10 protein-coding genes and 1 riboswitch are annotated in these 13,277 nt (G+C 63.9%); of the genes, 3 read left to right on the forward strand and 7 right to left on the reverse strand.

Annotated elements, in window-relative coordinates; all coding sequences use genetic code 11:
• Position 1: 1 nt before the first annotated feature.
• The 5 genes from phnK to phnG form a co-directional block, all read right to left on the reverse strand.
• The gene (gene phnK, locus TM49_RS06630) at positions 2 to 787 is read right to left on the reverse strand and encodes a phosphonate C-P lyase system protein PhnK (RefSeq protein WP_045680081.1); all 786 of its coding nucleotides are present in this window, start codon (positions 785 to 787) and stop codon (positions 2 to 4) included.
• A gap of 238 nt (positions 788 to 1,025) precedes the next feature.
• Entirely contained in the window at positions 1,026 to 1,916 is an 891-nt protein-coding gene (locus TM49_RS06635) for an alpha-D-ribose 1-methylphosphonate 5-phosphate C-P-lyase PhnJ (RefSeq protein ID WP_045680082.1), read from the reverse strand.
• Entirely contained in the window at positions 1,913 to 3,004 is a 1,092-nt protein-coding gene (locus TM49_RS06640; protein ID WP_045680084.1) for a carbon-phosphorus lyase complex subunit, read from the reverse strand. The genes TM49_RS06635 and TM49_RS06640 overlap by 4 nt, the downstream gene beginning before the upstream one ends.
• A gap of 4 nt (positions 3,005 to 3,008) precedes the next feature.
• Entirely contained in the window at positions 3,009 to 3,626 is a 618-nt protein-coding gene (gene phnH, locus TM49_RS06645) for a phosphonate C-P lyase system protein PhnH (RefSeq protein ID WP_045680086.1), read from the reverse strand.
• Positions 3,626 to 4,075: a phosphonate C-P lyase system protein PhnG gene (gene phnG, locus TM49_RS06650; protein ID WP_045684876.1), complete on the reverse strand. Its 450-nt coding sequence runs from the start codon at positions 4,073 to 4,075 to the stop codon at positions 3,626 to 3,628. The genes phnH and phnG overlap by 1 nt, the downstream gene beginning before the upstream one ends.
• 152 nt (positions 4,076 to 4,227) lie before the next feature.
• On the opposite strand from phnG, the gene phnF reads away from it, so the two are divergent.
• Positions 4,228 to 4,968: a phosphonate metabolism transcriptional regulator PhnF gene (phnF, locus tag TM49_RS06655; RefSeq protein ID WP_425283276.1), complete on the forward strand. Its 741-nt coding sequence runs from the start codon at positions 4,228 to 4,230 to the stop codon at positions 4,966 to 4,968.
• A 55-nt stretch (positions 4,969 to 5,023) separates the two neighbouring features.
• Positions 5,024 to 5,950: a LysR family transcriptional regulator gene (locus tag TM49_RS06660; RefSeq protein WP_045680089.1), complete on the forward strand. Its 927-nt coding sequence runs from the start codon at positions 5,024 to 5,026 to the stop codon at positions 5,948 to 5,950.
• Between the two features lie 26 nt (positions 5,951 to 5,976).
• Here TM49_RS06660 and metE read toward each other — a convergent pair whose 3' ends face one another.
• Positions 5,977 to 8,277, reverse strand: coding sequence for a 5-methyltetrahydropteroyltriglutamate--homocysteine S-methyltransferase (gene metE, locus TM49_RS06665; protein WP_045680091.1), 2,301 nt, complete (start codon positions 8,275 to 8,277; stop codon positions 5,977 to 5,979).
• A gap of 170 nt (positions 8,278 to 8,447) precedes the next feature.
• A riboswitch (cobalamin riboswitch) is annotated at positions 8,448 to 8,659 on the reverse strand.
• Between the two features lie 229 nt (positions 8,660 to 8,888).
• The gene (locus TM49_RS06670; protein WP_045680093.1) at positions 8,889 to 10,532 is read right to left on the reverse strand and encodes a hypothetical protein; all 1,644 of its coding nucleotides are present in this window, start codon (positions 10,530 to 10,532) and stop codon (positions 8,889 to 8,891) included.
• A gap of 224 nt (positions 10,533 to 10,756) precedes the next feature.
• On the opposite strand from TM49_RS06670, the gene TM49_RS06675 reads away from it, so the two are divergent.
• Positions 10,757 to 13,189 (forward strand): beta-mannosidase, encoded by a 2,433-nt coding sequence (locus TM49_RS06675; protein WP_052699730.1) that lies wholly within the window; start codon positions 10,757 to 10,759, stop codon positions 13,187 to 13,189.
• Positions 13,190 to 13,277 lie beyond the last annotated feature (88 nt).

A 13,277-nucleotide genomic window follows, 5' to 3' on the forward strand; every position in this document is an offset into this window, starting at 1 on the left:
GTCAGACCTGCAGGATCGAGGAAACGAGAAGCTGGGTGTAGGGTTCGCGCGGATCGTCGAGCACCCGGTCGGTGAGGCCCTGCTCGATGACGCGCCCCTCCTTCATCACCATCATCCGGTGCGACAGCAGACGGGCGACGGCGAGGTCATGGGTGACGACGATGGCCGCAAGCCCGAGGTCATTGACGAGGCCGCGCACCAGATCGAGCAGGCGGGCCTGCACCGAGACGTCGAGCCCCCCGGTCGGCTCGTCCATGAAGACGAGGCGCGGGCTGGTGACGAGGTTGCGGGCGATCTGCAGCCGCTGGCGCATGCCGCCGGAAAAGGCGCGCGGCTGGTCGTCGATCCGGTCATCCGGAATTTCGACACGTTCCAGCCAGCCGGCGGCCGTCTCGCGGATATTGCCATAGTGGCGCTCGCCAATCGCCATCAGCCGCTCGCCGACATTGGCGCCGGCCGAAACCGTCATCCGCAGGCCATCAGCCGGGTTCTGGTGAACGAAGCCCCAGTCGGTGCGCATCAGCACCCGGCGCTCGGCCTCCGACATCCGGTAGAGATCGCCGCGCCTGCCGTCGCGCATGCGGTATTCTACGGTGCCGGTGGTCGGCGCCAGCCGTGTCGAGATGCAGTTCAGCAGCGTCGTCTTGCCCGAGCCCGATTCGCCGACGATCGCCAGAACCTCGCCCGGATAGACGGAGAAGGACACGTCCAGGCAACCGGGGCGGCGACCGTAGAATTTCGAGACGCCGCTGACCTTGAGAAGCGGCTGGTCGTTGTCGACGCTCATGCGGAAGCTCCCCGGCGATCTATTGAGGACTTATCGGCAATCAATCTCCCCCCTTGAGGGGGAGATGCCCCGACAGGGGCAGAGGGGGGTGAACCCTCTCTGCGAATTCGGAGCTTGTGGCCTATAGGGCTTGCGCCCTTTACCCCTCTCTGTCGCTCTCGCGACATCCCCCCCTCAAGGGGGGAGATCGATTGGTGGCAACCTTTCGCAAAAGCAGCGCTTTCAAGGCGGAAAAACATCACCGCACCTCCTCCGCAAACAGCCCATCCTGCTCGCCGGTGTGGCCATCCGCACGGCGGGTTTCGCAGTGGTCGGTGTCGGAGCAAACGAACATGCGCCCGCCCCTGTCGTCGAGCACGACTTCGTCGAGATAGACGCCTTCCGCGCCGCACAGCGCGCAAGGCTTTTCGAAGTGCTGGATTTCGAAGGGATGGTCCTCGAAGTCGAGGCTGACGACGTCGGTGTGCGGCGGGATGGCGTAGATGCGCTTCTCGCGGCCGGCGCCGAAAAGCTGCAGCGCCTCGGAGCGATGCATTTTCGGATTGTCGAACTTGGGCGTCGGAGAGGGATCCATGACGTAGCGTCCGTCAACCTTGACCGGATAGGCATAGGTCGTGGCGATATGGCCGTTGTGGGCGATATCCTCGTAGAGCTTCACATGCATCAGCCCATATTCCTCGAGCGCGTGCATCTTGCGGGTCTCGGTCTCGCGCGGCTCGAGGAAGCGCAGAGGCTCGGGGATCGGCACCTGGAAGACGATCACCTGACCGGGCCTCAGCGGCGCCTCGGGAATGCGGTGGCGGGTCTGGATGATGGTGGCGTCGGCCGTATGCGTTGTCGTCTGGACGCCCGCGACCGTCTGGAAGAATTTGCGGATCGACACCGCATTGGTGGTGTCGTCGGCGCCCTGGTCGATGACCTTGAGGCGGTCTTCGGGACCGATGATCGCGGCCGTGACCTGCACACCGCCCGTACCCCAGCCATAGGGCATCGGCATTTCGCGCGAGGCGAACGGCACCTGATAGCCGGGGATGGCGATCGCCTTCAGGATGGCGCGGCGGATCATCCGCTTGGTCTGCTCGTCGAGATAGGCGAAATTGTAGGTGGCGAGATTCCTGGCTTGGGTCATTCTGCGGCCTCCCGTTCCTCGCGGCGCTCGAAGGCGCGGCGCATGCGGCGCACGAGGTCGAGTTCGGCCTGGAAATCGACGTAGTGCGGCAGTTTCAAATGCTCGACGAAGCCGGTCGCCTGCACGTTGTCGCAATGGGAAATCACGAATTCCTCGTCCTGCGCCGGGTGATTGACGTCCTCGCCGAGTTCGCCGGCCCTCAGAGAGCGATCGACCAGCGACATCGCCATGGCTTTGCGTTCCGACTGGCCGAAGACGAGGCCATAGCCGCGGGTGAACTGCGGCGGCGCCTTGGCCGAGCCCTTGAACTGGTTGACCATCTGGCATTCGGTGAGGCGAACCTCGCCGAGCGAAACCGCAAAGCCCATTTCCGGCACGTCGATTTCGACCTCCGCCATGCCGATGCGGATTTCACCGGCAAACGGATGGCTGCGGCCATAGCCGCGCTGGGTGGAATAGGCGAGCGCCAGCAGAAAGCCCTCGTCGCCGCGGGCAAGTGCCTGAAGGCGGAGGTCTCGCGACAAGGGAAAGTCGAGCGGTTCGCGGGTGAGGTCGCCGGCGCGGTGGTCTTCGGGCAGGCTGCCGTCTTCCTCGATCAGGCCCTCGCCGGCGAGAATGTCGGCGACCCGCATCGCCTTTTCGCCTCCGCCTTCGCGACGGATGGGCTCGTCGACCGGCTCGTCGGTCGCAAGCGCCGGATCGAGCAGGCGGTGGGTATAGTCGAAGGTGGGGCCGAGAAGCTGGCCGCCGGGCAGGTCCTTGTAGGTCGCCGAGACGCGGCGTTCGATCCGCATCTTGCCGGTGTCGAGCGGCAGCGACGAACCGAAGCGCGGCAGCGTGGTGCGGTAGGCCCTGAGCAGGAAGACGGCCTCGATGACATCGCCGCGCGCCTGTTTCAGCGAGAGCGCCGCAAGCTCGGTGTCGTAAAGCGAGGCCTCCGCCATCACCCGGTCGACGGCGAGCGCCATCTGGGCGACGATCTGGTCGAGCGTGATGGCGGGCAGGTTCCGGTCGCCGCGGCGCCGGTCGGCGAGAAGCCGGTGGGCGTTCTCGATGGCGGCCTCGCCGCCCTTGACGGCTACATACATCGCGTCAGGCCCCCTTCTTCATCACGGTGGTTGAGCGCGGCAGGCAAAGAAGCTCCGTCCCGCAGGTGAAGACGATGTCGATGCCGCGCGGAAAGGATGCGCGGTTGCCGGCCCAGCGAGCAATGAAGTGCGGTGGCAGGCCGGCAGGCGCAATCTCGCGACTGCCCTTGACGCCGGGGCCGGTGAGCACCAGCGGTTCGCCCCCTGTCAGCGATGGCAGCTCCACGATCAGCGTCGTCGAACGATCCGGATATTCCTGCGTGCCGGTCGAAAACAGTTCGAAGGCGGGCATGGTCGCGCCGTTCTCGATCACGGCGAAGGCGGCCTCGGCCTTTTCATCCGTCTCCTGCGCGCCGCAATGGAAGGAGAGCCAGCTCGCAAGCGCGCTTTCTGCCAGCGACGCCGTCAGCCAGAACGGCGTATCGGCATCGAGCAGCGCCAGCAGCACGGCGCTCATCGCCGGACCGATCGGCTCGGGTGCCTGGGCGGACGCGTCGAGCCTGTGGATCGTGCCCGGTTCGGCCATGGCATTCATCACGGCGGAGAAGACGCTCTGGGCATTGAAGACGGGATTTTCGAAGCCGCCGTGGAGAATGGCGGCGCGATTGTCTGTTTCGGGCATCAATTGTCTCCCCGCACCATGGTGAAGAAGTCGACGCGGGTGGCTGCGGTTTCTTCCGCGCGTGTTTCGGCTTCCGCTGCGACCCGTTTTCTGACGGGGGTGAGCAGTTGCGTTTCGATGGGCCCGGCAAGGCCCGGGCGCTGGAAAAGCGCGTCGAGGATGGCGATCAGTTGCGCCTTGTCGCGATCGGTGCCGAGGCACTGGCCGTGGCCGACAAGCCCGTCGGAGAGCCGCACGCTTGCGCGGCTCATCGTTGCCTCGCCGAGATTGAATGCGGCGCCACCGCCACCGATGCGGCCGCGCAGCATCACCAGCCCGGTTTCAGGGCCCTTCAGTGCGGTCACGCTCTCCTCGGCTGCGAGCGCGGCGAGTGCGTCCTTCAACTCGTCCGTCTTCGCGCGGGCAAGAAGGCCGGCAGCCTCCGCGCGGGCGGCCTGTTCCGGGCTCATCTTGCTCCTTGCGCCGGGGCGCTCGGTCTCTTTGGTTTTCCGCCTTGCGATCATTGTCAAACTCGCTAATGTCTAATAATATAGACAACTATACATAATGGCTATCGTATACGCGGCGCGTGTGACAACACAATGAAGGGGCGGACAGAATTATGACGAGGCAGGAGATGGCGGCGCTGGAGCGCGTCAATGGCGTGGCGCTGTGGCGCCAGATCGCCGACAGCATCCGCCAGTCGATTGCAAGCGGGGAATATAGCGGCACGATCCCGCCGGAAACGCTGCTCGCCGAACGTTTCGGCGTCAATCGCCATACCGTGCGTGCCGCCGTTTCCGCCCTGTCGCGCGAAGGCGTGCTGCGCTCGGAGCGCGGCCGCGGCACCTTCATCATCCGCCAGGACAGCTACGTCTTTCCGATCTCCCGGCGAACCCGCTTCTCCGAGGGGTTGAGCGAACAGGCCCGCGTGTTCGATGGTGCGCTTCTGGGAGCGGATCAAGAGATGGCCGATGCCGCACTCGCCCGGAGGCTTTCGCTTGAGGCCGGTGCTCCGGTGATCAGGCTGGAGACGCTGCGCCGCGCCGATGGCATTGCGCTGTCGCGGGCAACAAGCTGGTTTCCGGCCGGGCGCTTTGCCGGCATCGCCGATGCCTATCGCGAGGAGGGGTCGATCACCCGCGCCTTCCGCCGTCTCGGACTGGCCGATTATGTCCGCCGCGAAACCGAGGTGACGGCCAGTCATGCAAGTCCCGACGATTGCCTTGCACTCGGGCTCTCGGCCGGCGCCATCGTGCTGGTCGCGCAGTCGCTCAACACCGATCTCGATGGCGTGCCGGTGCAGTATGCCGTCACCCGCTTCGCCGCCGATCGGGTGCGGCTGGCGATGGATACGGGCTGATGTCCGCTGCTTCATCCTGATTGTCTGCGGCCGCCGCGGCTGCTAGACAGAACCCATGCGCATCATCGACATGGCGACCTTCGTCTCGCTTGCCCGCAACCGGCATTTCGGGCGGACGGCGCGGGAGCTGAACACCACACAGCCGGCCATTTCCTCGCGGCTCGCCATTCTCGAGCGCGAATATGGCTGCCGGCTGATCGAACGCGGCGACCGCGATTTCCGTCTGACGCCGGCCGGCGAGGAGGCGCTTCGGGTGTTCCAGGACGTGCTGGAGCAGCTTCGTATGCTGAAATCGGAACTTAAGGAGGGCGGAAGCGATGCGGCCTATGTGGTGCGCATCGGTGCCATCGATTCGGTCGTCGCCACCTGGATGCCCGACTTCATCGAGGCGCTCAGCCATGTCATGCCGAACCTGCGCGTCGAGCTCACCATCGAAGGTACGCGGGATCTGGTCGCCGGCCTCGCCCATGGCGAGTTCGATCTCATCTTCGGCATCGAGCCGGCGATCGGCGACAATTTCCGCTCCTTCATCATCTGCTACTATGAAATGGTCTGGGCCGCGGCGCCCGCCGTCATCAACGAGCAGCAGGTCTACGGCGTCGACGAACTGTCGCAGATGCCGATTATCACCTTTCCGAAGGGCACGCCGCCCTACGCCTATGTCGCGCCCTATTTCCAGGACGAACGGGTGCTGGCCTCCAAGCTCACCAGCTCCAATTCGCTGTTCGCGATGATCAACCTGCTGATCGGCGGCTTCGGCGTCGCGGCCATTCCCTCGGTCGCGATCGCGCGTGAGCTGCAAAACCGGCTGCTCTGCCGGGTCAGCGTCGCAAAACCCTTTCCGCCGATGCCGATCGTGGCGAGTTACCAGACGACCGTCGGCCAGAATATCCTGCGCAATGTCGCCGATCAGGCGCGCAAGAGTGCGGCCGCCTTTTGCGAAACCGTCTCCTCCGAAGGCGCCTGGGTCCCTCCGGCCTGACACGGGTGCCGGCCGGAGGGGTGACGTCAGCCGCGCATCGCTCTTGCGGCTTCAACCATGTGCACGAGGGCCGGCTTTACCTCCGCCCAGCCACGCGTCTTCAGGCCGCAATCCGGGTTGACCCAGAGCTTGCCCTTGTCGAGGCGGTCGGCGGCAAGGCCCAGCAGTTCGGTCATCTCGCCGCTTGCCGGAATGCGCGGCGAATGGATGTCATAGACGCCGGGGCCGATCTCGTTCGGATAATCGAAGGCGGTGAAAGCGTCGAGCAGCTCCATCTTCGAGCGCGAGGTCTCGATGGAAATGACGTCGGCATCCATTGCGGCAATGGCCTCGATGATGTCATTGAACTCCGAATAGCACATATGGGTGTGGATCTGGGTTTCGTCGGCGACACCGGAGGCCGTCAGCCGGAAGGCATCAACCGCCCAGCCGAGATAGGTCTTCCATTCAGCCTGCCGCAACGGCAGTCCTTCGCGCAGGGCCGCCTCGTCGATCTGGATGATCGCGGCACCCGCCTTTTCGAGATCGATCACTTCGTCACGAATGGCGAGCGCGATCTGAGCGCAGGTCTCGGCGCGGGTAGTGTCATCGCGCACGAACGACCAGTTGAGGATGGTGACCGGGCCGGTCAGCATGCCCTTCACCGGCTTTTCGGTCTTCGACTGGGCGAACTGCCACCATTTCACCGTCATCGGCGCCCGGCGTTCGACATCGCCGAAAATGATCGGCGGGCGGACATAACGCGAGCCGTAGCTCTGCACCCAGCCGTGCCTTGTGAAGGCGAAGCCGGAAAGCTGCTCGCCGAAATACTGCACCATGTCGTTGCGCTCGAATTCGCCGTGGACCAGCACGTCGAGACCGATCTCCTCCTGCAGGCGGATGGCGTTTTCCGTCTCGCCCTGAAGGAAGCTGTCATAGTCGCCCGCCGAGAGATCGCCGCGATTGAAGGCGGCGCGGTTCTTGCGGACATCGGCCGTCTGCGGGAAGGAGCCGATGGTGGTCGTCGGATAAAGCGGCAGGCCGAGGCGGTCGCGCTGGAGCGCGATGCGTTCGGCAAAATCGCTCTTGCGGCTGCGATCGGCCTCGGTCACGGCGGCAAGCCGTGCCGAGACTGCGGCGTTGTGAACCCGGGCGGATGCGGCGCGCGAGGCGATGGCGGCGTCGGTGGCGGCGAAGGCTTCGCCATCGGGCGAGCCCGACAGGGCCGAAAGCTCGCCGAGCTTCTGGGTGGCGAAGGAAAGCCAGCTCTTCAGCTCCTCGTCGAGCCCGGTCTCGAGCTCGACATCGATCGGCACATGCAGCAGCGAGCAGGACGGCGCGATCTGGATCTTGTCGGCGCCGCGGGCAGCGATGACCGGCGCAAGTCTTCCGGCAATTCGCGTCAGGTCGGCACGCCAGATGTTGCGGCCGTCGAGAACGCCGAGCGAGAGCACCAGCGCCGCCGGGGCCGCGGACAGAATGGCGTCCAGTGCTTCGGGGGCGCGCACCAGATCGGCGTGGAAGCCCGCGACGGGAAGCGCAAGCGCGGTGTCGAGGTTATCGCCGAGACCGCCAAAATAGGTGGCAAGCATCAGCTTCGGGGCGACAGGTGCCAGAACCTCGTAGGCTTCTGCGAAAGCCTGCCGTTCACTGCCGGACAGATCGAGCACCAGCGCCGGCTCGTCGATCTGCACCCATTCGGCGCCGGCCTGCTTCAGTTTCGAAAGCAGCTCGGCATAGACCGGCAGCAGGCGGGGGAGCAGCGACAGCGGTTCGAAATCGCCGCCGCGCGCCTTGGCGAGCTTCAGGAAGGTGACCGGACCGAGGATGACGGGACGGGTCTCGATGCCCAGCGCCTTTGCTTCCAGATAGTGGTCGAGCGGTTTGGTGCCGGTCAGCGTGAAGGTCTGGTCTGCGCCAACCTCAGGGACGATGTAGTGGTAATTGGTGTCGAACCACTTGGTCATCTCCAGCGCGCGGACATCGCCGCCATGATGCTGGTGGCCCGGATGGCCGCAGTCTGCGGTCTGGCTGCCGCGGGCCATGGCGAAATAGGTCGCAAGCGAGACGTCGCCGTCCGTCCAGCCATATTCGGCCGGAATGGCGCCGACCATCACGGCCGTATCGAGAACATGGTCGTACAGCGAAAAGTCGTTGGAGGGGATGATGTCGATCCCCTTTTCCTTCTGCAAAAGCCAGTTCTTGCGACGCAGATGCTCGGCGGTGTCGTTGAGTTCCGCGGCGCCGGACTTTCCGGCCCAATGCGATTCGAGCGCGAATTTCAGTTCGCGCCTGGCGCCGATGCGCGGAAAGCCGAGGCTCGCGACGGCAGGTCTTGCGTTTGACATATCATACCCCATTGGCGGCCGGTGACCGCCTCTTTGCGTTTCATGGGGGCATGGGTTGGCGGAAGGCGCGCTTGAAACCCGCGCGGACGAAGTCCGAACGGCTGGCGCCGACCCACCGGGACACCCCGCCCGTGGTCTATGGTCCCGAGGTGGCTTGCGGCCGGCCTTCGAGGACACGCTTTGCTCGGGCAGGTCTCCTGGCTTGCGGGTCAAAGCCCCTTTTCCGTCTTCCCGGTTTTCACCAGTGACGTCGTGGAAAAGGCGCTCACCGCCGACAGTTGCGGGGGCAGCTCCGGACTTGCCGCAAAAAGACGGTGCACCGGATTCCCTCTTAGCGCTGACACGGCAAGCCGGGCAGCGACCCAGAGCTTGGTCACTGTCGCGCAGGCTGGTGAAACTGTCAATATGATATAAAGATATATTTATATGCTTAATCGATTATGTCGTCAGGCGGGCGCACATACTGGTGCCAGTCGCCGGTCCGTGGTCTCAGCATTCTCGGAAGTGTCATCGAAATGGCGTGCACACCTTCGGCGTCTGCAACGACAAGCGAGACACGCATCAGCGCGCCTCGCAGCGGCAAACGGACAGCAGCTCAGAAAAAGGTAAGGTCAGAAACGCAGGCGGGCGCTGACGCCGAAGCGCGCATCATCCTGCGCCATCAACGTCCCGACACCGGTCATGCCTGTGGCATTGGTGGCGAAGGCATCGAAGCTGAGCGGCGTGCCCTCGGGCGAATAGCGCGCGCCCGCCGCCCAGACAGCATCGCTGTCATCCAGCACATAGGTATATTCGCCGATCAGCTCGAGATCGCGAGCGGCCCGAGCGTTGACGCCGAAGCCGATGCCCTTGACCCGTTCGTCATGATAGAAGGCCATGCGTGGATCGAGCGTGAGGGTCAGCGGCTCGCTGAGCGAATAGCTGATCGGAAGTGACGCATAGAGCACGCCAGTGGTCGGCTTTTCGAAATCGCGCCCGGCAAGCACCTGGCCCGAAACCGAAACGATGTCACCATAATTCTGGTCGAGAAGACGCAGCTTTCCGCCGAACATATAGGCCCATTCGCCGTCCCACGGATCCGGCGCATTACCAGCCGAACCGCCGGTCCCATATTTGGAGAAGATCGCGTCGAACTGGATATCCTGGTCGGGCGCATAGGAGAACCGCGCCCGTTCCGTGCCGCCGGTCATCGCGCTGCCCTCGACCACGAAGGTCTTCGGCGAATAGGTCGCGGCCGATGTCAGGGTGAAGCCGTCGGTCTGAAGCTGTTCGGCGCGGCGCGTCACCGGTATCAGCTGAGAGGCGCGGTAGCTGTCGAAATAGACGTCGCGGCGGGCGGTGCCGACGAAGGGGGTGTAGTCGAAGCGTACGCCGAAAGCGATATCGGAGCGGTCTGAAGAGAGAGCCAGAACGCCGGTCGCCGGCGTTGCGCCGAACGAATTGGTGGCGAAGATATCGACGGCGCTCTTCGGCGTGATGCCGACGCGCACGCCCGCCGTCCAGACCGGGACATTCTTGAATTCGCCGGTATTGGCGATGACGTTGCCGTTCTGTGCGAACGGCATGGTCACGGTCGCATAGCCTTGCAGCCCGGTGAAGGGAATAATGGTGATGCCGGCGCCGAGCCAGGGTATCGTGCCGAAATAGTCGTATCCGTTGACCTGGTCCGGCAGGAACGAGACGCCGGGAACGAGATGCAGGCGGATCGAATCATCCAGGCTGTAGCTGAGCGGGGCCTGCACCGAACCGACGACATCGATCGTCGCGTCATCGTCATTGCCGTAGAGATCGCCGGCGAGATAGAGCCCCTCGACGGAACCCGCAAGCGAGATCGAGGTGAACGGCGTTTCGAACATCCGGTATTTGCCGGTGACGCCGCCGCCAAGCATGGTCAGGTTCGAGCTGCAGCCCGGCGCATCGCAAAGCAGCGGGTCATCGAAGACCGAGCCGAAAGCGCCGATCTGAATGCGATCGGTGATCGCCCAGTCGGCGCGTCCCTCGTAGATTTCGGTGCCTGTGGCTGCACCTTCGAGGCTCTGGTGGGATCCGAACTGAAGCAAGACCGAGCCCTTCGGCTGGGTGTAGCCGGTCTCGAAGGTCTGGTAGTTCGACGCCATCATCTCGATCGGCGTCTGATCCTGGAAAAGTGCTGCGCGGCCCGTCAGTTCCTGCGCGTTCGGGGCGGTTCCCGGCCGCAGCAGAGCGATGCCGAGAAGCATGAGCGCGGCCGCGCCTGCGCCGTTCGTTGTTCTCATTGGAAAAGCTGCTCTCGGGCCACGGGGTTCAACACTATGAATTTAAGTATGTGCTTGAACATAGCCGCTTCCCGGAACACGGACAAGGCCCGCACTTGGCAACATGGTTAAGATCCCGGCCGCAAATTGACGTCCGCGGCCTTGAAACCGGCGACGAACGGATTAAACCTTGCCGCCGGGAAAGACGGCCGGAAACAGGCCGCCAGGCAAGCGAGGACATCACCATGACGGCAGCAGCGGAACATCTCAACCTCAATGACGGATGGACGGTGGTTGCCGAGGGGGCAAGCGAGCCCATTGCGCTTTCCGTGCCCGGCGACGTCCATTCCGCGCTGCTCGCCGCCGGCAAGATCAGCGATCCCTACTGGCGCGACACGGAAACCGCGCTCGACTGGGTGCATCAAACGGTCTGGATCGCGAAGAAGGCCTTTTCTTTGGATGCGGTCGGTGAGGGGCGCTACACGCTGCGCTTCGAGAGCATCGACTGCCTTGCCGAGGTGAGCGTCAACGGCCGGTCGGCTGGCTTCTGCGAAAGCCAGTTTCTCCGTCAGGACCTCGATGTCACCGATCTGCTGCAGGCCGGTGAAAACCGCGTTACCGTGCGTTTCCTTTCCAACACCGAGGAAGGGCGCAAGCGCGCCGAAGCCTCCGCCATATCGATGCCCTACATGGCGGCCAACAGCCGCATCGGCCACCTGAACTTCCTGCGCAAGACCCAGTGCCATGGCGGCTGGGACTGGAATATCGCGCTGTCGCCGCTCGGTTTTTATGGTGATATCAGCCTGGTCAGGACCGGAAACCTGCGGCTCGACGATGTCGCCATCCGCCAGCGCCACGGCGACGGCACGGTCGGCCTCGACGTCACCCTCCATGCGCATGCCTTTGCACCGTTCAATGCGGAGGCAGTTGTGGAAATCGACGGCAAGCGTGTGACCGGCGCGATGCGGGCCTTCCCCGGCGACAACCGGGTGACGCTTTCCGTGCGCGTCGACAATCCCCGGCTCTGGTGGCCGGCCGGGCAGGGGGCGCAGGAATTCTACGATCTGTCCGTCTCGCTTGCAGGCGAAACCCGGCACTTCCGTATCGGCCTCAGGAAAGTCGAACTTCTCACCGGCGCCGACGAGATCGGCAACCGCTTTGCCTTCCGCATCAACGGCCGCGAGATCTTCATGAAGGGCGCCAACTGGATCCCCGGCGACGCACTGCCCGAGCGCGCGACGCCCGACCAGATACGCGACCTGCTGCAGTCCGCTGTCGATGCCAATATGAACATGATCCGCGTTTGGGGCGGCGGCCAGTACGAGGCCGACTGGTTCTATGAGCTTTGCGACGAGCTCGGCCTGATGGTCTGGCACGACTTCATGTTCGCCTGCAATCTCTACCCCGCCCATGATCGCCACTGGCTGGATCTGGTGCGCAGGGAGGCCCGCCAGCAGCTTCGCCGGCTGTCGCGTTTTGCCGCGATGGCGCTCTGGTGTGGTGACAACGAACTGGTCGGCGCGCTCAAATGGTATGACGAGACGCGCTCCAATCGCGACCGTTACCTCGCGATTTACGACCGGCTCAACCATGCCATCGAGGAAGCCGTCGAAGACGAGGATATCGGCATTCCCTTCTGGCCGTCATCACCGTCGGTCGGCCGGCTCGATTTCGGCGATGGCTGGCATGTGGACACGTCCGGCGACATGCATTTCTGGGACGTCTGGCACTCGGCGAAGGACTTTGAGCACTACCGCAGTGTCCGGCCGCGCTTCTGCTCCGAATTCGGCTTCCAGTCCTTCCCCTCGATGCGGGTGATCGAGAGCTTTACCGAGCCGCAGGATCGCAACGTCTCATCAGCCGTCATGGATGTCCACCAGCGCAACCAGGGCGGCAACAGCCGCATCGTCGAGACCATCGCCCGCTATTTCCGCTTTCCGGACGGCTTCGAGGATATGGTCTATCTGAGCCAGCTTTCTCACGGGCTGGCGATGAAGACGGCGATCGAATTCTGGCGCGCCAACAAACCGCGAACCATGGGCACGCTCTACTGGCAGCTCAACGACACCTGGCCTGTGGCAAGCTGGGCGAGCCTCGAATATGGCGGTGGCTGGAAGGCCACGCACTATCTCGCCCGGCGTTTCTTCGCCGACATTCTGGTGACCGCGCAGCCGGATCCCGATACCGGCGATATTGTACTGCTTGCCGTTTCCGACCTTTCCGAAGACCGCCGGATTGCGGTTCGTCTTCGCGGCGTTGATGTCGCGACCAACGCCGTCTGGGAGATCGGCCGCAATGATGTGGTCACGACGCCCGGTCGGGTGGTAGAGGTGGCGCGCGTTGCGGCCGGCGATCTAGCCGATAGCGCCTTCCTGGTCTTCGACTGGAAGGATGAGACCGGTGCCATTTCGGGCGCAAATGAGTATCTTCCGTTGCGGCCAAAGGCCTATGGCTTCGGGGCCCCGGAAATCACGGTCACCCGTGAGGATGGGCGCATCACGCTTTCCACCGACAGGCCGGCGCTTTTCGTGACCTATGATCACGGCGGCGACGACATCTACAGCGAAAACTGCTTCACACTGTTGCCGAATGAACCCAGGACGATCGAAATCGCACGTGCGCGGCAATCGCATATCAGCCGTCAAAACGACATAAAACTCTGTTTTCTAAAGGGATAACCCACTTTTTCAGGAGGCGATGAAAGTGACCTTTCGGTCGGTGTGTCTTGCTCTCGCAAGTCGATTGGCCTATCTGTCAGCCCAACAA

The sequence above is a fragment of the Martelella endophytica genome, from assembly GCF_000960975.1.
Classification (GTDB): domain Bacteria; phylum Pseudomonadota; class Alphaproteobacteria; order Rhizobiales; family Rhizobiaceae; genus Martelella; species Martelella endophytica.